A 19,263-nucleotide genomic window follows, 5' to 3' on the forward strand; every position below is an offset into this window, starting at 1 on the left:
GGTCCGCGCCGGGCAACAGGGCTTCGCTGCGCGGAACGGCCGTAGCACAGGAGAGCCCATGAGCGCTGGACGTGTATCCCGGCATGCCCGCATACGGACGATCGCGGCGGTGGCGACGGTCTGCGCCCTGTCCGCAACCCCGCTCGCCCCCCAGGCGGTAGCCGCCGACACCGCGCCGTACGCCGAGACCTACCGGCCCCAGTTCCACTTCACGCCGCAACAGAACTGGATGAACGACCCCAACGGTCTCGTGTACTACGAGGGCGAGTACCACCTCTTCTACCAGTACAACCCAAACGGCAACTCGTGGGGCGACATGTCCTGGGGCCACGCGGTCAGCACGGACCTCGTCCACTGGACGGAACTCCCGCTCGCCCTCTCGTACGACGCCAACGAGATGGTGTTCTCCGGCAGCGCGGTCGTCGACCGGGACAACACCACCGGCTTCGGCACGACGGAGAACCCGGCGATGGTGGCGATCTACACCAGCCACAACAAAACGACGGGCATCCAGGCCCAGTCGCTCGCCTACAGCACCGACCGCGGCCGTACCTGGACGAAGTACCAGGGCAATCCCGTGCTCGACATCGGCTCCAGGGACTTCCGCGACCCGAAGGTCCAGTGGTACGAACCGACGAAGAGCTGGCTGATGACGGTGTCGATGTCCGCCGAGCACAAGGTGCGGTTCTACTCGTCCAAGAACCTCAAGGACTGGAGCCTGCGGAGCGAGTTCGGCCCGGCGGGCGCGACGGGCGGGGTGTGGGAGTGCCCGGACCTGTTCCCCCTCGCGGTCGACGGGGACACGAACAACATCAAGTGGGTCCTGGTCGTCAACATCAACCCCGGTGGTATCGCGGGCGGTTCGGCCGCCCAGTACTTCGTCGGCGACTTCGACGGCGAGAAGTTCACCGCCGACGACAAGGACACGTACACCCCGCCCACCGGCACGGTGATGCAGGACTTCGAGGCCACGGACTTCGGTACGTGGACGACGACCGGCACCGCCTTCGGCGGCGGACCGGCAGCCGGGGCGCTGGACGGTCAGAGCCCCGTCGACGGCTTCGACGGCAAGGGCCTCGCCAACAGCTTCCACTCGGGTGACGCCACCACCGGCACCCTGACCTCGCCCTCCTTCACCGTCGACAGCGAGTACCTGAACTTCAAGGTCGGCGGCGGCCGGCATCCGCACGTGGACGGCACGCTCCTCGCCGACTTCGAGGGCGGCACGTACGGCGGCTGGACGACGACCGGGACCGCCTTCGGCACCGCACCGGCCACCGGCACCCTCCCCGACCAGCAGGCGGTCTCCGGCTTCCTGGGCAACGGCCTGGTCAACAGCTATCTGCACGGCGACTCCACCACCGGCACCCTCACCTCGCCCGAGTTCACCATCGACAAGGACTACGTCAACTTCCTTGTGGGCGGCGGCAACCACCCCGCCGGCTCCGACAACCCGACCGCGATCGAACTGCTCGTCGACGGCAACGTGGTCCGCAGCGCCACCGGAAAGGACGCCGAGGCGCTCAACTGGGCCTCCTGGGACGTCAAGGACCTCGCCGGCAAGCAGGCGCGGATCAGGATCGTCGACGACAACACCGGCGGCTGGGGCCACCTCAACGTCGACCACATCACGCTCTCCGACACCCGGGCCCAGCCCGTCTCCCAGGAGACGTCCGTCAACCTGATCGTCGACGGCAAGGTCGTCCGGAGCGCCACCGGAGCCAACAGCGAGACCCTGGACTGGGCCTCCTTCGACCTGCGCCCCTACGCGGGCAAGCAGGCGCGGATCCAACTCGTCGACATGAACACCACCGGCTGGGGCCACATCCTGGCCGACCGGTTCACCGAAGCCGACACCGCCGCCAAGTCCGTCGTACAGCGCGCCGACTGGGCCGACTACGGCAAGGACTACTACGCGGCCGTGTCCTGGGAGGACGCGCCGGACGGCAAGCGGTACATGGTCGGCTGGATGAACAACTGGGACTACGGCGGCGCGATCCCGACCTCCCCCTGGCGCGGTGCGCAGAGCGTCCCCCGGGAGATGGCCCTCCGTACGGTCGACGGCCGGATCCGGCTGACCAGCGAGCCGGTGGACAGCGTGACGTCCCTGCGACAGGAGCCCCCGGCGACCGCGGCCGGTGTCACCGTCACGAACACCTCTCAGCCCCTGACCGACCCCGCGGTCCAGGGCAAGGCCCTCGACATCGAGGCGACCTTCTCCCTCGCGGACGCCGACCGCTTCGGCCTGAAGGTGCGTACCGGCGCCGACGGCGAGGAGACCGTCATCGGCTACGACACCACGACACAGGAGTTGTACGTCGACCGCACCCACTCCGGTGCCGTCGACTTCGACAGCACCTTCCCCGGAGTCCAGACCGCACCTCTGAAGGCGGAGAACGGCAAGGTCAAGCTGCGCATCCTCGTCGACTGGTCCTCCGTGGAGGTCTTCGGCGGCAGCGGCGAAGCCGTGATCACCGACCAGATCTTCCCCGACCCCGCCAGCGAGGGGGTGCAGATCTTCGCCGAGAACGGCTCGGTGAAGCTGGACGAGGCCGAGGTCTGGCAGCTCGACTCGGCCCACGAGTGACACCCGCAACGGACAAGGACACGAAACTGTGAAGAAGACCCTGCTGGCCGAGTTCACCGCCCGCGAGGGAGCGGAGGACGAGGTCGCCCGCCTGATCGGCGACTACGCCCTGAAGGTGCGCGAGGAAGAAGGCAACCTCGCCTTCGACGTCTACACCAAGGCAGCCGCCCCACGCGCCTTCTGGATCTTCGAGGCGTACCGCGACGAGGACGCCTTCCAGACGCACCTGAAGGCTCCGTACGGCGGCCCGTTCAACGCGGTCCTCGCCCCGCTGATCGAGGAGGACGCCTCGGTGCTGACGTTCCTCGACCCGGTGACCTGACCTGACCTGGTCCGGTACGGCGCTTCGCCGGATTCCTGCGCCAGGACCGGGACGCTGTGACGATCAAGCGGCAGATGTACGGCCGCGGCTCCTTCCGGCTCCTTCGCACCCGCGTCCTGCTGCGATCGTGACCGATCTGCGGTCTTCCGATCCCCTCGACCAGCCACCGGTGATGGCACGTCAGGGCCTTTTCGGACAATGCGGTTTCAGTGAGAATTGCCGCATGCTGGCCGCTCTGTTGCCGGGAGTGCGGGAGATTCGTACTCCTCTCGCTGTGGGGTATACGTGGTTGGTCGTGTTGTGGCTCGCTGTCGGCCATCGAGTGCCCGAGCCAGGGAATGCGCGGGGGGTCCTGTCAGATCTGTACCGGCTGGCGCACGCCGTAGGGCTCGTCGCGGTGGGAATCGCCGTCAGCGTGATCGCCTACCTCGTCGGTGTGATCGCGACGAGGCTGGGTCTGAGCGTCACATACGCGGTCGGGGCTGCCCTGCGTCGTACTCCGATCGCGCCCGTAACCCCTGGCGATCGCCGGGAGAACCAAGGCGACGAGGCACTCGGCGACGCGGTTGTCAGCCGGCTCGCGGAGAGGTTCAGTCATGACGCGGTGTTCCGCAGCCAACTCCTCGACCAGTTGCTGGCCGATCCTCCCGCAGATCTACCGGCTCGGACAAAGGCCGAGTGGGAAACCCACGCGCTCACCCGCGGCTGGACTCGCCACTGGCTTGTCCGCCAGGTGGTCGACGCCGAGACGCTGGCCGATCAGTTGAAGGCGGACCGCTATGACATCATTCTGCGCCTGCGTGGTTCGGCGGAGCCTGTCGCACTGGAACACGACCGGCTCCAGTCCGAAGCCGACTTCCGTATCGCGATGTTCGGCCCCTTGGCCGCGGCCTGTGTCGTCCTGGCGGTCCGTTGGACCCCCTGGTGTCTGCTGGCCCTGCCGTTCCTGATTGTCTTGATCTATGTCGGTGTGGCGGCGCGTACGGAGGCGGAGCAAGGCGTCGCGTGGGCGTTGGCAGCCGGCCAGGTGAACGATCCCTCCCTGGCACGGCTGGACGCGATTCCTGTACCGCTACGCGCCGGCGGTAGCACTGTGATCTCCAGTGACAGCTCCGCCGATGTGTATGGCCCGGGTGATCCCGATGACACTCCGGCAACGCCAGGGTAGGTAGGAGCGGCTTCCTTCAGTCTGGGAACTGTCTCCCGGGCATGAACTCCGCCGGCGCGGTCGCCCTCTTCGTCCACGCGTTCATCTGCCTGTCCCAACTCCGGCTCCGCAGGACCCTGTTGGCCGAGCACGAGGGCGAACCGCCGGTCGAGACGGACACCCGCGAGCAGGTGACGCTGAGCGTCCCCAGCCTCGCGTGGCTGATATCCGCCCGTAACCAACCCATGGCAGCATCCACAACCGCCGGACTCCGAGTCGATCCACAGAGCCCCGAGGTGGTCCCGCATGACAATGAGCACCGCGCTGTGGTCCTTCGCCCTGGTCGTCGGGCTGCTCGTCGTCACCCCCGGCCTGGACACGGCGGTCATCCTGCGCACCGCGGCCGTCGGCCGCCGCACCCGCGCCTGGGGGGTGGTGCTGGGCATCCAGACCGGCACGGTCGTCTGGGGCACGCTGACCTCGCTCGGTGTGACCGCCCTGGTGACCGCGTCCCACATCCTGTACGAGATCCTGCGCTGGGCCGGCGCGGCCTACCTGCTGTGGATGGCCGCCCGCATGATCCACGCCACCTTCCGCGCTCGCCCCACGGACACCACCCCCGACGAGGCCGTGACCGGCGACGACGACACCTTGGCCGGCGGCTGGCGCCAGGGAACCCTGACCAACCTCCTCAACCCCAAGATGGGCGTCTTCTACGTCGCGGTCCTGCCCCAGTTCATCCCCGCCGGCGCCCCGCACCTCTCGACGGGCCTGCTCCTGACCGCCGTCCACATAGTCGTCGCCGTCCTCTGGTGCAGCGTCCTCATCATCTCCGTGTCCGCCCTGGGCACCTGGCTCCGCAGAGCCCACGTCCGCCGGGCCCTGGACCGGGTGACCGGCACGGTCATCGCGACCTTCGCGGTACGCCTGGCGCTGGACGACCGGGGGACGACGTAGAAGACGTAGAAGCGGCACGGAAAAGGGCGAGGCCCGAAGACCTCGCCCGCTACCTACTCACCAACCCCCGGCTCACGGCCAAACAAGGCAATAAGGCTGATGCCCCGCCTCATGCAGCCGATGCGAGAAGTCCTGCCACTCATGCAGCAGTTGATACACATTGAACGCATCCCGAGGCCCGCCCCGGTCCGGCACCGTCGACCAGATGAACGCCGCCGCGCCCACCGCCTCCTCGCCGATGCCCCGCAACGGGTCGACGACCGTCATCGGGAGTTTCACCACCGCGTAGTCCGGATGCAGCACGACCAGTTCCAGCGGCGGCACCTTGTTGAGGGGGACGCCCTCGATGCCCGTGAGGACCATCGCGGCCATCGTCTCGGGCTTGATCTTGGTGAACATGCCGTTCATGCCGAGTTCGTCGCCGCCGAGTTCCTCGGGGCGCATCGAGATCGGGACGCGGGCTGCCGTGGCGCCGTCCGGCGCGCCGAAGTATTTGTACGTCACCCCCACCCGACCACCATTCCCGCTCGCCGCCCGGAGCCGCTCGACCCTCCGGTCGAGGCCCTCGGGCACACCGTTCGATCCCGGGCCCTGCCCAGGACCCGTTCCCTGCCGTGCCGCTTCTGCCGCTTCCTCCACGTCGCGTCGGTGCCTTCCCCGCTGCGCACGTCGAGGACCCAGGTCGTCGGTCCCCTCGCCCAGTCCGCCACCGCGATGCATATCTCCACCCGACTGCTTTTCTAGGACGCGCGAACCCCTCCGCGCAACCCGATCATCGTGTCAGTGACCTCCCCCACGTCCGCCCGCCGAAACGTGCGTTGAAACACCTGTCCGCAGGATCTTCGCAGCCTCTGAACACCATCGTCCGCCCATCGTCCGTATGTACGGGCAGATGAGCCGTGTGTCTCTGTGTGTCCCTGTGTGTGTTCGGTCCCAGTTTCGCAGACGGGTGGGGCCGACGGGCCGCTGTCCGGCCGCCTACCCTGAGGGGGTCACTGGCAACCGGAGTCCGAGAAGTCGGAGAAGTCGCAGGTCATGAGCGAAACGTCTAGCGAAATGTCTAGCGGGGCAGCCAGCGGGATGGCTGGTGGGTTGCCCTATTCATATGAAGCGCCCGTCTCGCAGGGCCTCTTCGACCGTGCGACGGCCGTCACACCCGGCGGAGTCAACTCGCCGGTGCGTGCCTTCCGTGCCGTGGGGGGTACGCCCCGGTTCATGGTGTCGGGGCGTGGCCCATATCTCACCGACGCCGACGGGCGCGAATACGTCGACCTCGTCTGCTCCTGGGGGCCGATGATCCTAGGCCACTCCCGCCCCGAGGTCATCGCCGCCGTCCAGGACGCCGTCTCGCGCGGCACCTCCTTCGGTACGCCGGGGGAGGGGGAGGTCGCTCTCGCCGAGGAGATGGTCGAGAGGATCGATCCCCTTGAGCAGGTGCGGCTCGTCTCCAGTGGCACCGAGGCCACCATGTCCGCCATTCGCCTCGCCCGCGGCTTCACCAGGCGCGCCAAGGTGATCAAGTTCGCCGGGTGTTACCACGGTCACGTCGACTCGCTGCTCGCCGCCGCCGGGTCCGGTGTCGCCACGTTCGCGCTGCCCGACACCCCCGGCGTCACCGGTGCCCAGGCCGGCGACACCATCGTGCTCCCCTACAACGACCTCGACGCCGTGCACGCCGCCTTCGCCGCGCACCCCGGCGAGATCGCCTGCCTCATCACCGAGGCCTCCCCGGGCAACATGGGCGTCGTACCGCCCCTGCCCGGGTTCAATCAGGGGCTCAAGGACGCTTGTGCCGCCAACGGCGCGCTCTACGTCTCCGACGAGGTCATGACCGGGTTCCGGACCAGTCGTAGCGGGTGGTTCGGGATCGACGGCGTACGGCCCGATCTCATGACCTTCGGCAAGGTCATGGGCGGGGGATTCCCCGCCGCCGCCTTCGGTGGGCGGGCCGATGTCATGGCCCACCTCGCTCCCGCCGGGCCCGTCTACCAGGCCGGCACCCTCTCCGGTAACCCCGTCGCCACCGCCGCCGGGCTCGCCCAGCTGCGGCTGCTCGACGAGGCCGCGTACGTCACCGTCGACGCCGTCTCCGCGCAACTCCAGACACTGGTCTCCGACGCGCTGAGCAAGGAAGGCGTCGCGCACACCGTGCAGAACGCCTCCAACATGTTCTCCGTGTTCTTCACCGACCAGCCCGTGCGCGACTACGAGGGCGCCAAGGCGCAGGAGTCGTTCCGATTCACCGCGTTCTTCCACTCCATGCTGGCGAGCGGCGTCTACCTCCCGCCCTCGTCCTTCGAGTCCTGGTTCGTCTCCACCGCGCACGACGAGCGGGCCATCCAGAAAATCGCCGACGCCCTCCCGGCGGCGGCCCGTGCGGCGGCGGAGGCCACGGCAGCATGAGCGACATCAGCAATCAGACGAACAACTCCGACAGCGACATCACCGTCGTCCACCTCATGCGGCACGGCGAAGTCGCCAACCCCGACGGGGTGTTGTACGGGCGGCTCGCCGGCTACCACCTCTCCGACCTCGGGCGCCGCATGGCCGACCGCGTCGCCGAGCACCTCGCCTCCCGTGACGTCACGCACGTCGGCGCCTCCCCGCTGGAGCGGGCGCAGGAGACCGCGACGCCCATCGCCAAGGCGCACGGCCTCGATCTCGCCTCCGACGAGCGGCTCATCGAGGCCGACAACGTCTTCCAGGGCAAGACCTTCGGCGTCGGCGACGGCGCCCTCAAGCGGCCCGAGAACTGGAAGCACCTGGTCAACCCGTTCAAGCCGTCCTGGGGGGAGCCGTACGTCGATCAGGTCGTACGGATGATGGGGGCGCTGGACGCCGCCAAGGACGCCGCCCGTGGGCACGAGGCCGTGCTCGTCAGTCACCAGCTGCCGATCTGGATCGTGCGCAGCTATGTGGAGCGGCGGCGCCTGTGGCACGACCCCCGCAAGCGGCAGTGCACGCTCGCCTCCCTCACCAGCTTCACCTACCGCGGCGACAAGATCGTGTCCGTCGGCTACAGCGAGCCCGCCCGCGACCTCGTCCCCGCCCATCTCCTCGCCGGCGCCAAGCCGGTGAAGGGGAAGGACAAGGCCTTCGGGGCGTAGTGACACAGTTGTTGCAATTGTTCCGAACTGCGTAACAACAGGAGGAACCTCCCCATTCGTCGTGCCCTCTGACTGGGTGACCACCAGCGGGTACGACGGATGGGGAACACATGCACGTCAAGAAGGGTGCCGCCGGCTTCAGCCGGCGAGGTGCGCTCGGCCTCGGCCTCGGGGCCGCCGCCGCGCTCGGTACCGCCGGCTGCGGGACCGTCCTGCAAGAGGGGTCGGGAGGGTCCGGAGGTTCCAGCGACGGCCGACCTTCCGGCAAGCCGTCGCCCACCGCCACCTCCACCGCCAAGCCCATCGGCGACGGCTCCACCTCCTTCACCGGCAAGCAGCCCCACCAGCCCGCCAAGCCCGTACCGCTGGAGCCCGGCCAGACCCCGCCCCAGTTCGTGATCTTCTCCTGGGACGGAGCGGGCGAGGTCGGCAACGGGCTCTTCCCGCGCTTTCTGGAGCTGGCCAGGACCCACGGCGCCCACATGACCTTCTTCCTCTCCGGGCTCTACCTCCTCCCCGAGTCGCAGAAGCGCAAGTACCTCCCGCCGAACAACGCCCCCGGCGCCTCCGACATCGGCTACCTCACCGACGAGCACGTCAAGGCGACCCTCACCAACGTCCGCCAGGCCTGGCTCGACGGCCACGAGATAGGCACCCACTTCAACGGCCACTTCTGCTCCGGCTACGGCACGGTCGCCAACTGGACGCCCCAGCAGTGGCGCAGCGAGATCGACCAGGCCAAGGGGTTCGTCAAGGAGTGGCGCACCAACACCGGGTGGACCGACCTGCCCGCCCTCCCCTTCGACTACGACAAGGAGCTGATCGGCGGTCGTACGCCCTGTCTCCTCGGGCAGGACAACCTGCTGCCCACCGCCCGTGAACTCGGCTGGCGCTACGACGCCTCCTCGCCCGGCGGCCGTCAGGTGTGGCCCACGAAGACGGACGGCGTCTGGGATCTGCCCCTCCAGGCGATACCTTTCCCCGGCCGCCAGTTCGAGGTCCTGTCCATGGACTACAACATGCTCGCCAACCAGTCGATCAACTCGACCAACGCGCCCGCCTACAACTACCCGGCCTGGCGCGAGCAGGCGGCCGGCGCCTACATCGCCGGTTTCCAGCGGGCGTACGAGACGAACCGCGCCCCCTTCTTCATCGGCAACCACTTCGAGCACTGGAACGGCGGCATCTACATGGACGCCGTCGAGGCCGCCCTCAAGCACATCGCGCGGGAGAGGGAGAAGGGTGAGGACGTCAGGCTCGTCTCGTTCCGGCAGTACGTCGACTGGATGGACGTACAGAAGCCCGAGGTGCTGGAGAAGCTGCGGACCCTCGATGTCGGGACGCAGCCGGTGGGTGGCTGGAAGGAGTTCCTCGCCGATGCCGGGAAGGCTGCCGGGACGGCCTCCCCGTCGAGCACCGGAAACGCCGCCTGAAATGCGGGTTTACGCCCGCAAGGGGGGTGCGCAAGATCCTCGGAACGGACATGCGAAACTTTTCACATGAGTGCCGCCAGCCGCGCCCCCCTCTCCTCGAACCGTCCCCGTGGCCATGTCAGTAGCCGCAGGGCCATGGCGCTCACCGCCACGGTCGTCGCCTCCGCGTTCGCCCTGACCGCGTGCGGTTCCGGTGGTACGTCCGGGGGCTCGGGCGACACCAACTTCGTTACCGGGACCGACGGCATCGCGACCGTCGCCAAGGGCGAGCGGGTCGCCGCCCCCGATCTCTCCGGCCCGACCATCGACGGCAAGCAGCTCGACGTCGCCGACTACAAGGGCAAGGTCGTCGTCATAAATGTCTGGGGTTCGTGGTGCGGGCCCTGCCGGCTGGAGGCGAAGAACTTCGTCGCCGTCTCCGCCGACCTCAAGGACCAGGGCGTCGAGTTCGTCGGGATCAACACCCGTGACACCAGCACCGGTCCGGCGGTCGCCTTCGAGAAGCAGTACGGGGTCACGTACCCGAGTCTGTACGACCCGACGGGCAAGCTGATGCTCCGCTTCAAGAAGGGCACGCTCAACCCGCAGGCCATCCCCTCCACGCTGATTCTCGACCGGCAGGGGAAGATCGCCGCGCGTACGCTCCAGGCGCTCAGCGAGGACAACCTCCGCAAGATGCTCAAGCCCGTCCTCGCGGAGAAGTGACGTGTCCGGCATCACCGGTGCGCTCACGCTGGCCGCCTCCGTGCCCGAGGCCAACCAGACCGTGCTGAACGGCGCCCTGATACTGGCTCTCCCCATCGCCCTGCTCGGCGGCCTCGTCTCCTTCTTCTCGCCGTGTGTGCTGCCCCTCGTACCCGGCTATCTGTCGTACGTCACCGGCGTGACCGGTACCGATCTCGGTGACGCCCGCCGGGGGCGGATGGTCGCCGGGGCCTCGCTCTTCGTGCTCGGGTTCACCGCCGTGTTCGTGTCCACGGGCGCCCTGTTCGGGTACTTCGGGCAGACGCTCCAGGAGCACCAGGACACGCTGTCCAAGGTGCTCGGCGTCCTCATGATCCTCATGGGGATCTTCTTCATGGGCATGATGCCCTGGCTCACCCAGCGCGAGTTCCGCTTCCACAAGAAGCCGGTGAGCGGGCTGCTCGGCGCTCCCGTCCTCGGCGCGCTGTTCGGTATCGGCTGGACGCCCTGCATCGGCCCGACCCTCGCCTCCGTCAACAGCCTCGCCTTCGACCAGGCCAGCGCCGGGCGCGGGGCCATCCTGACGGTCGCCTACTGCGTCGGACTCGGCGTGCCCTTCGTGCTCGCGGCGGTCGCCTTCCGCAAGGCGCTCGGTGCCTTCGGCTGGGTCAAGCGCCACTATGTCTGGGTCATGCGCATCGGCGGCACGATGATGATCCTGACCGGTGTCCTGCTCCTTACCGGCGCGTGGGACCGTCTTGTGCAGGAGATGCAGACCTGGTCCAACGGCTTCACTGTGGGGATCTGATCCATGAGCAACACCACCGCCGACAGCAAGAGCGACGAGCAGGAACTCGGCGCCGCCGCCTCCCAGCTGTCCACCGCCCCCCAGGAGGAGGCACCGGGTGTGCCCGCCCTGGGTGTCATCGGCTGGTTCCGCTGGTTCTGGCGGCAGCTCACCTCGATGCGGGTCGCGCTGCTGCTGCTGTTCCTGCTGTCGCTCGGGGCGATCCCCGGCTCGCTGATCCCGCAGTCGGGGACCGACGAGACCAAGGTCGCCGACTTCATGCAGCGGCACAGCTTCGTGGGGCCGATCTACGAGAAGCTCGGGCTGTTCCACGTCTACAGCTCGGTGTGGTTCTCGGCGATCTACATCCTGCTGTTCATCTCCCTCATCGGCTGCATCGTGCCCCGCACCTGGCAGTTCGTCGGCCAGCTGCGCAGCCGTCCGCCGGGCGCGCCCCGCCGCCTGACCCGGCTGCCCGCCTACACGACGTGGCGTACGGAGACCGAGCCTGAGCAGGTGCGCGAGGCAGCCCTCGTACTGCTGCGGAAGCGCCGTTTCCGCGCCCACCTCGCCGGGGACGCGGTCGCCGCCGAGAAGGGCTATCTGCGCGAGGTCGGCAACCTCGCCTTCCACATCGCGCTGATCGTGATGCTGACCGCCTTCGCCTGGGGCCAGCTGTACAAGTCCGAGGGCAACAAGCTGATCCTCGAAGGCGACGGCTTCTCCAACACGCTCACCCAGTACGACGACTTCAAGTCGGGCACCCTCTTCGACACCGACGACCTCGACCCCTTCAGCTTCACCCTGAAGGACTTCAAGGGCACGTACGAGGTCTCCGGGCCCAACCGCGGCACCCCGCGCACCTACGAGGCCGACGTCAGCTACAGCGTGGGCGCGTACGGCAAGGACCAGAAGCGCACCATCAAGGTCAACGAGCCGCTGGTGATCGGCGACTCGAAGGTCTATCTCACCGCCCACGGCTACGCGCCCGTCATCACCGTCCGCGACGGCAAGGGCAAGGTCGTCTACAGCCAGCCCGTGGCCCTGCTGCCCCTCGACTCGAACGTCACCTCCTCCGGTGCCATCAAGGTCATGGACGGCTACCGCAACGCCAAGGGCGTCTCGGAACAGCTCGGCTTCCAGGCCTTCTTCCTGCCCACCTATGTGCCGGGCAACGAGATCGCCTCGCAGTTCCCGGCGCTCGACAACCCGGTGCTGAACCTGGTCGGCTACCACGGCGACCTCGGGGTCAACGCGGGGATCCCGCAGAGCGTGTACCAGCTCGACAAGAGCCACATGAAGGTGTTCAAGGACGCCAAGGGCAAGGAAGTACGGGAGAACCTGAAGCCCGGCGAGACCATGACCCTCCCGAACGGCGCCGGCTCGGTCACCTACGAGGGCACCCAGGAGTGGGCCAACTTCCAGGTCACCCGGCAGCCCGCCAGCGGCTGGGCGCTCGCCGGCGCGATCGTCGCCATCTTCGGCCTCGCCGGTTCCCTGTTCATCCAGCGCCGACGGGTGTGGGTGCGGGCGGTGCGCGGCTCCGACGGCGTGACCGTCGTCGAGCTGGGCGGCCTCGGCCGCAGCGAGTCCGCCAAGGTGCCCGAGGAACTCGGCGACCTCGCCGGAATCCTGTACGACCAGGCGCCAGGCGCCCCCGATGCCGAACCCCCTGCCTCCGATACCCCCGACCCCACAGCCGTACCTTCCGAAGGGGCTGAGAAGTAAATGTCCGCTCTCGCCACCGCGACCGAACTCGTCCACACGACGACTCTCGCCGCCGCGACCAACGAGAACCTCGCGAACATCAGCAACACGCTGATCTACTCCGCGATGGCCGTCTACACCCTGGCCTTCTTCACCTACATCGCCGAGTGGACCTTCGGCAGCCGCAGCAAGATCAGCCGTACGGCCGCCGCGCTCACCGCGAAGCCGGCCGGGGCGGCCGGTGCGAAGGCGCCGGAGGTGACCGTCAAGAACGCCGGCGGGACCGCCGTACTGGAGCGGCCGAAGGTCGTCGTACGGGCCGCCGCCGGGGCCCGGGACGTGCCGGACGGGCCCGGCGCCCACGGCGGCGACGAGCAGGGCGACCTCTACGGGCGGATCGCCGTGTCCCTCACGGTCGTCGCGTTCCTCGTCGAGTTCGCCGGGGTGCTGGCCCGCGCGCTGTCCGTGCAGCGGGCGCCGTGGGGCAACATGTACGAGTTCAACCTCACGTTCTCCACCACGGCCGTGGGCGTGTACCTCGTCTTCCTCGCGCTGAAGAAGGACATCCGCTGGCTGGGCCTGCCCCTGGTGACGTCCGTCCTGCTCGACCTCGGACTCGCGGTCACCGTCCTGTACACGGCGAGCGACCAGCTCGTCCCGGCGCTCCACTCGTACTGGCTGTACATCCACGTCTCCACGGCGATCCTCTGCGGTGCCGTCTTCTATGTGGGCGCGGTCGCCACGATCCTGTACCTCTTCAAGGACTCGTACGAGAACAAGCTCGCGTCCGGCGGCAAGCCCGGCACCTTCGCGACCTCCGTCATGGAACGGCTGCCCGCCTCCGCGTCCCTCGACAAGTTCTCGTACCGCGTCAACGCCGCCGTCTTCCCGCTGTGGACGTTCACGATCATCGCGGGCGCGATCTGGGCGGGCGACGCGTGGGGCCGCTACTGGGGCTGGGACCCCAAGGAGACCTGGGCGTTCATCACCTGGGTCGCCTACGCCACCTACCTGCACGCACGCGCCACGGCCGGCTGGAAGGGCCGCAAGGCCGCGTACATCGCGCTGATCGCCTTCGCGTGCTTCCTCTTCAACTACTACGGCGTCAACATCTTCGTCAGCGGCAAGCACTCGTACGCCGGAGTCTGAGCCGTAACTCCCTTGTACCGAAGGCCGGTTCCTGTGACTCAGGTCACGGGAACCGGCCTTCGGCGTACGGACAGGTAAGTGGGCGTGGACACGAATCTGCGGAAACGGATCCGCGCGGGAGACCACGACGCCTTCGGTGAACTCTTCGACGCGTACGCGCGCTCCGTCTACAACCATGCCTTCCGGCTGACGGGGGACTGGTCGGCGGCCGAGGACGTGGTCTCGCTGACCTTCCTGGACGCCTGGCGGCTGCGCGCCAAGGTCGACGAGGAGGGCGGCTCGCTGCGGCCCTGGCTGCTCGGCGTCGCCACCAACGTCACGCGCAACACCCGCCGCGCCGCCCGAAGACACGCCGCCGCCGTCGCCCGGCTGCCCCGGGACGAGGTCGAGCGGGACTTCGCCGACGAGGTCGCGGGCCGCCTGGACGACACGGACCAACTGGCCCTCGTACGGACCGCGTTGGCGCTGCTGCGGCGGCCCGAGCGGGAGGTGCTGGCGCTGTGCGTGTGGTCGGGGCTCGACTACCCGGCGGCGGCCGAGGCGCTGGGGGTGCCGGTGGGGACCGTACGGTCGCGGCTGTCGAGGGCGCGTACAAAGCTCGCGAAACATGTCAAAAACCTGGAACCGCCAACCGGGCGCGGACAGATGAGAGGTGACCGCATCACCGCGGTCGGGCCCATGAGGGAGGGAAACCGATGAGCACATCCCCCGGATTTTCCGAGCGAGACCTTCCGCCGGCCCGTCACCGACTCCTCAAGGAGCATCTGATGACCGAGATCCGGCACGACAGCCAGCGCGACATACGGCACGAGGGCGAGAAGAAGGCGGCGCGGCGCAATCCGTGGCTGCGGCCCGCGATCACCGCCGGGGCCGTCGCCACCGTCGCCGCGCTCACCTTCGTCGCCCTTCCGGGCGGCGGCGCGGACGGTACGAGTGGCAAGGGGACCACGACCACGACGACCGCTCAGACGGCGACGACCCTGCTGGAGAACATCGCGCTCGCCGCCGAGGGCACCGAACTGCCCAGTGGTGTCCGTGACGACCAGTTCGTCTACATCAAGAGCCGGGTCGCCTACCTGACCTACACCAACGGCGGGCCCGGGAAGCTGGATCCCGTCCACGACCGGGAGACCTGGCTGTCGGTGGACGGCGTCCGGGACGGACTCCTGGAGGAGGACAAGGAGGGCCACGAGCACCAGGTACTGAGTTTCGAGGGGGACCTGCTGCCGAAGCCCAAGACCCCGTCGGCCACCAGCTACCGCTCCCTGTCCAAGCTGCCGACCGACCCCGACAAGATGCTCGCCTGGCTGTACGAGACCGTCGCCAAGGAGGTCGACAACGAGCAGCCCGACAAGGACTACCGGGCCTTCGTCCTCTTCGGCGACCTGATCCGGGAGACCCTGATGCCGCCGAAGGTGGGCGCCGCGCTCTACCGGGCCGCCGCGAAGATCCCGGGCGTCGAGGTGGTCCCGGACGTGAAGGACGCGGCGGGCCGGACGGGGATCGCGGTCACCAGGACCGGCGCCGACGGCGAGGAGGAGCAGCTGATCTTCGACAGGAAGAAGTACACCTTCCTCGGCGAACGGCTGCTCGACGACGGGAAGTTGGCGGGCAGCAGCTCGGTCCTGGAGCGGGCGGTGGTCGACCGGACCGGCCAACGCCCGTAAGCGGTCACGACGGCGGCAGGCAGTCCTTCTCCGGGGGCTTCCCGGTAGGCCAGGCGATCTCGACGAAACGGGCGTGCCGGTCGGGGGTCAGTTCCACGATCGGCACGGCCTTGTCGTACGGGTTGCCGTAGTTGTCGAGGCAGATCCAGCCGCTCGCGCCGTTCACCCGGCCCGAGGAGCCCTTGATGAGGGTCCACTCGTCGCCCACGTCGGCGAGGGTCGGCGCGGACTGACCGCGGGGCGTGGCCTCGCGGACGCCCTCGACGGTGAGTCGCATCGCGTCGTACGCCACGATCAGCTGGCCGTCCTCCAGGTCGACTTCGCCGATCGGCAGGGGCCTGTCGGTCTTGGCCGTCCTGTTGGCCTGGGCGGCGGTCAGCAGGTCGGCCAGATCCTGGGCGTCGGCCGCCGAACCCCCGGTCTTCGGGGGGCTCTTGATCCAGGCGTCCGGGTGGGCGAGGGCGCTGTAGCGGACCGAGATGCCGTGCTTGAGGGCCTCGGGGTCGAGTTTCGCGTCGCCGGTGAGATAGGAGGCGTCGTCACCGGTGAGGATGGTGAACTCCCGCTGCTGGCAGCCTCGTTCGCCAAGTGCGTTGATGAACTGGCGCAGTTGGGTGTGACGGCCGGCGAACAGGATGGTGTTCACGGCGGGCGCGGTGTCGCACATCAGCTCCCTGATCTGCCGGAAGTCGTTGGCGGTGGTGCCTTCCTTGGTGCGGTCGGCGAGCGGGGTGAAGGGCCACGGCTGATAGCGCGAGCCCGTCAGGAGCTTCTCGAACGAGGCTTGCAGGGTGAGGGTGTACGGGTCGCCCGGATCGTCGTACACCAGCACCGCCTTGTCGGCCGCCACCTTGGCGAAGGAGGCGAGGGCGCGGGCCTCGTCGGTGTTGGTGGGGGCGACGCGGGCGAGCCCGGGGAAGGGTTCCATGCCCGCCGGGTTGCCCTGCTGGCCGTTGGCGAGGCTGTCGGCCGTGATGGAGGTGCCGACGACGGGGATGCCACGGCTGGTCAGCTCCTTGACCGCCCGCGTGTTCTCCTCGGTGCTGAGCCCGATCCCGGTGACCGCGCGCAGCCGGTCCGAGGTGGTCGTCATCTTCTCCAGCTGGTCGACCGTGTGCTCCCAATGGGCGCCGGTGCGGCCCGGGTTGGCGAGCACGAGGCGGATCGGCGGACCCTCGCCGTTCGCGTCGTGGTTCACCTTCCACTGGGCGAGATACGCGCCCTGGAGTTCGTGCAGCACATCCCCGAGGTTGTCCGCGTCGGTCGCGGTGAACGGCTCGAACAGGGCGACGGTGACGTAGTCGTCGCCGAGCGAGTCGTTCTCGCGGTCGATCGCCCTGATGGTGTCGGCGAGTTGGGCGCGGCCGAAGGAGTAACCAGTGGACGAGACGCCCACGCACTCCTCGCTGCCTTCGGGCCGCTCCACACCTGGCGCGCACGAACGGTCGTCGTACGTCCACTCCTTGATGCCGTACGTCAGTCCGGCCACCAGCCCCGCGACCAGCAGCAGAGCCAGGAACCTGCGCAGGGGGATCTCCCAGACCTCCTCGCGCAGACGCATCCCGATGCCCCTGAAACCCCTGCGAGCCATCACGCGCCTCCGTCGTTGCGGTCGTCGTCGGCGGAGTCCTCGTCGCCCGGGACGCGCAGCGGGCGCCCGGCCAGCGCGTCCTCGGGCCACTCCTGCGAGGCCTGCCACAGCAGCGCGTTGCTGGCCAGCGGGTCGTTGGAGAGCTGCTCCAGCTCGTAGCGCAGCCGGGAGCACAGTGTGCGGTCGGGCAGCACCAGCGGGTCGGTCAACTGCCAGACGGCGTGCAGGAGTCGGCGTACCCGCAGATGCAGTACGGCGTCCACGTCGTCCGGCGGGAGCTGCTCGGCGTCGGTGTGGCCGAAGGCGATCCGGGCGCGGTGGTGGTCGCCGCCCGCGAAGTCGTGGCCCTCGGTGTCGTGGGCGTGGAAGTAGGGCGCGGACGCGACGAACAGGAGCGTGTCGAGCCAGGTGCGGGTGTCGAGGGTGTGGAAGGTGTCGCGGAGGTACGCGACCGCCGGTCCGGTGTCGCCGAGGGCGAGTTCGTGGTGGAGGCGGTAGCGGGCCGCCGACGGTTCGGGTCCCTCGTAGTGCTGGATGAGGGTCTCGTGGACGTCCCGCCACTTGCCGTGGTCGGCGTGCCGGTGGTGCAGGCGCAGCAGGAGCAGGGTGCGGACGAAGCCGTCGCCGACGAACTGCCCGGGTACGGCGGGCAGTCCCTCCGCCGTGAGCCGGGTCTCCAGGGCGCGGACGCTCGACGGGCCGAAGTCGTCCGGGAGCCCGGCGGCGGCGAGCAGACAGGCCGAGTCGTGGTCGTGGGCGGCGGCCAGCACGGTCAGTTCGTCGAGCCGGTCGGCGGGGACGAGCCGGTCGAGGAGTTCGCGGTAGGCGGGACGGCCGTCGCGGTCCTCGTACAGGACGAGGTCGGCGGTGAGCAGGGCGCCGAAGGGCGCGGTGGGCGGCAGTTGGGGGAGGTTCTGCCGGGCCGACTCGGCGAGCAGTGCGATGCCCAGCGGGTTTCCGCACGTCAACCGGTGGGTGGCGGGCGGGAGTTCGGCCGGTACGGGCACCGCCGTACCCGTGCAGACCGCGTCGACGATGTGCAGCGTGTCGTCGGAGGAGAGCGGCGGCAGCGACACCAGCAGCGCCCGGGAGGCGGCCGTGTCGGACGGGGTCCAGCGGGTGCGCTGGGCGGTCTCGCGCAGATCCCGGCGTACGGCGTTGCGCAGCGAGGACTGGCCGCCGCTGCCCCGCACGGCGGCGATGAAGGCGACCTGGTCGGTGATCCCCTCGGACCGGTCGCGCAGCACCTGCTCGATGAGTTCGCGGCCGGGCGACCCCTGGGCGTTGTCGACCAACACCAGTGGACGGCCGAGGCGTTGCAGGTGCGCCCGCATCCCGGTGTAGGCGTCGGTGAGGTCGGCGCGCAGGGCGCGGACGAGATAGCGCTCGGCGTGCTCGCGGGAGGTGCCGCCGGCCCTGAAGTGGTCGGAGAGCAGCCGGAGTCCGAGTTCGGCACGGTCACCGGCGTTGGGGTAGGTCCGGTACCAGGTGGACGCCCGGCGCTGCCGCGAACCCGAGGAACGTTCCGTCATCGCCTCCAGCGTCGCCTCGATGACCGCCGACACCAGCGGGTCGTCGCTGATCGCCGCCGCGACCGCCTTCGCGGCGACCCGGCCCGCCCAGCGCGCGGCGAACCCGCTGAACCACGAGCCGCTCTCGTTGAGCAGCAGCATCCGCTGGACCTCCCACCGGATGCGCTCGGTGTCGGCGTTGCCCCAGCCGCCGGCGGCCACCGCGATCAGCCCCGACATCAGCCGGGGAAAGGCGATCCGCCGGGCCCCGGTGACCGGTTCGGCGAGCTGCTCGGCGATCACGAGAAGCGCCTGCGCGAGCGGCGACCAGGCCTGCGCCGGACGCGACTCGAACGACCCGGTGAACTGGGGGTCCTCGCAGTCGATCAGCGCGATCGGGGTGTGCCCCTGGTAGGCGGCGCGCAGCTCACGTAAGACGGCGCTCTTGCCGAGCCCGCGCCCGGCGGTGAGCACGACGAACGGCAGCTCACGGGGGTGTTCGAGGGGAGAAGCGATGTGGTGGTGGGGCCGCAGTCCGATGAGCCGGGGCGCGAGCCCCGGCGGCTCGATGTCGAAGAGCGCCCCGCGTCCGTGCAGCCGTCTGAGCACCGCAT

The 19,263-nt window shown here is 69.1% G+C and carries 16 protein-coding genes; 13 read left to right on the forward strand and 3 right to left on the reverse strand.

The genetic code is table 11. From position 1 onward, the window contains the following. Positions 1 to 58 precede the first annotated feature (58 nt). The 4 genes from ACFYXF_RS24045 (at position 59) to ACFYXF_RS24060 (ending at position 5,013) form a co-directional block, all read left to right on the forward strand. Positions 59 to 2,587: a GH32 C-terminal domain-containing protein gene (locus ACFYXF_RS24045; protein WP_389352180.1), complete on the forward strand. Its 2,529-nt coding sequence runs from the start codon at positions 59 to 61 to the stop codon at positions 2,585 to 2,587. Positions 2,588 to 2,615: 28 nt separating this feature from the next. Then, positions 2,616 to 2,909, forward strand: coding sequence for a putative quinol monooxygenase (locus tag ACFYXF_RS24050; protein ID WP_389352182.1), 294 nt, complete (start codon positions 2,616 to 2,618; stop codon positions 2,907 to 2,909). 127 nt (positions 2,910 to 3,036) lie between these two features. After that, the gene (locus ACFYXF_RS24055) at positions 3,037 to 4,077 is read left to right on the forward strand and encodes a hypothetical protein (protein WP_389352183.1); all 1,041 of its coding nucleotides are present in this window, start codon (positions 3,037 to 3,039) and stop codon (positions 4,075 to 4,077) included. 285 nt (positions 4,078 to 4,362) lie between these two features. Further along, positions 4,363 to 5,013 (forward strand): LysE family translocator, encoded by a 651-nt coding sequence (locus ACFYXF_RS24060; protein WP_389352185.1) that lies wholly within the window; start codon positions 4,363 to 4,365, stop codon positions 5,011 to 5,013. A gap of 72 nt (positions 5,014 to 5,085) precedes the next feature. On the opposite strand, the gene ACFYXF_RS24065 is transcribed toward ACFYXF_RS24060, so the two are convergent. Further along, positions 5,086 to 5,733, reverse strand: a complete 648-nt coding sequence (locus tag ACFYXF_RS24065) for a hypothetical protein (RefSeq protein WP_389352186.1) — start codon at positions 5,731 to 5,733, stop codon at positions 5,086 to 5,088. Between the two features lie 360 nt (positions 5,734 to 6,093). On the opposite strand from ACFYXF_RS24065, the gene hemL reads away from it, so the two are divergent. The 9 genes from hemL to ACFYXF_RS24110 all read left to right on the forward strand — a co-directional run bounded on the left by hemL (position 6,094) and on the right by ACFYXF_RS24110 (position 15,547). Then, positions 6,094 to 7,416, forward strand: coding sequence for a glutamate-1-semialdehyde 2,1-aminomutase (gene hemL, locus ACFYXF_RS24070; RefSeq protein WP_389352661.1), 1,323 nt, complete (start codon positions 6,094 to 6,096; stop codon positions 7,414 to 7,416). After that, a complete protein-coding gene (locus ACFYXF_RS24075) occupies positions 7,413 to 8,120 on the forward strand; it encodes a histidine phosphatase family protein (protein ID WP_389352188.1) in 708 nt (235 codons plus the stop codon). Before hemL ends, ACFYXF_RS24075 begins: the two co-directional genes overlap by 4 nt. 110 nt (positions 8,121 to 8,230) lie before the next feature. Further along, positions 8,231 to 9,553, forward strand: a complete 1,323-nt coding sequence (locus tag ACFYXF_RS24080; protein WP_389352190.1) for a hypothetical protein — start codon at positions 8,231 to 8,233, stop codon at positions 9,551 to 9,553. 66 nt (positions 9,554 to 9,619) lie between these two features. After that, complete coding sequence (locus tag ACFYXF_RS24085) at positions 9,620 to 10,258, forward strand: TlpA family protein disulfide reductase (protein WP_389352192.1); 639 nt, start codon at positions 9,620 to 9,622, stop codon at positions 10,256 to 10,258. Between the two features lie 10 nt (positions 10,259 to 10,268). After that, positions 10,269 to 11,045 (forward strand): cytochrome c biogenesis CcdA family protein, encoded by a 777-nt coding sequence (locus ACFYXF_RS24090; RefSeq protein ID WP_389352662.1) that lies wholly within the window; start codon positions 10,269 to 10,271, stop codon positions 11,043 to 11,045. Positions 11,046 to 11,048: 3 nt separating this feature from the next. Next, positions 11,049 to 12,752, forward strand: a complete 1,704-nt coding sequence (locus ACFYXF_RS24095) for a cytochrome c biogenesis protein ResB (RefSeq protein WP_389352194.1) — start codon at positions 11,049 to 11,051, stop codon at positions 12,750 to 12,752. Beyond that, on the forward strand, positions 12,753 to 13,880 hold the full coding sequence (gene ccsB / locus ACFYXF_RS24100; protein WP_389352196.1) for a c-type cytochrome biogenesis protein CcsB: 1,128 nt from the start codon (positions 12,753 to 12,755) through the stop codon (positions 13,878 to 13,880). 84 nt (positions 13,881 to 13,964) lie between these two features. Further along, positions 13,965 to 14,579 (forward strand): RNA polymerase sigma factor, encoded by a 615-nt coding sequence (locus ACFYXF_RS24105; RefSeq protein ID WP_389352198.1) that lies wholly within the window; start codon positions 13,965 to 13,967, stop codon positions 14,577 to 14,579. Then, positions 14,576 to 15,547 (forward strand): CU044_5270 family protein, encoded by a 972-nt coding sequence (locus ACFYXF_RS24110; RefSeq protein WP_389352200.1) that lies wholly within the window; start codon positions 14,576 to 14,578, stop codon positions 15,545 to 15,547. The genes ACFYXF_RS24105 and ACFYXF_RS24110 overlap by 4 nt, the downstream gene beginning before the upstream one ends. A 4-nt stretch (positions 15,548 to 15,551) precedes the next feature. Here the strand turns inward: ACFYXF_RS24110 and ACFYXF_RS24115 are convergent, their stop codons facing one another. Both ACFYXF_RS24115 and ACFYXF_RS24120 read right to left on the reverse strand, forming a co-directional pair. After that, positions 15,552 to 17,138 (reverse strand): ABC transporter substrate-binding protein, encoded by a 1,587-nt coding sequence (locus ACFYXF_RS24115; RefSeq protein WP_389352202.1) that lies wholly within the window; start codon positions 17,136 to 17,138, stop codon positions 15,552 to 15,554. Beyond that, positions 17,138 to 19,258: a hypothetical protein gene (locus tag ACFYXF_RS24120; RefSeq protein WP_389352203.1), complete on the reverse strand. Its 2,121-nt coding sequence runs from the start codon at positions 19,256 to 19,258 to the stop codon at positions 17,138 to 17,140. The genes ACFYXF_RS24115 and ACFYXF_RS24120 overlap by 1 nt, the downstream gene beginning before the upstream one ends. Between the last annotated feature and the right edge of the window lie 5 nt (positions 19,259 to 19,263).

It is taken from the genome of Streptomyces sp. NPDC002680 (assembly GCF_042889145.1).
GTDB classification, from domain to species: Bacteria; Actinomycetota; Actinomycetes; order Streptomycetales; family Streptomycetaceae; genus Streptomyces; species Streptomyces adonidis.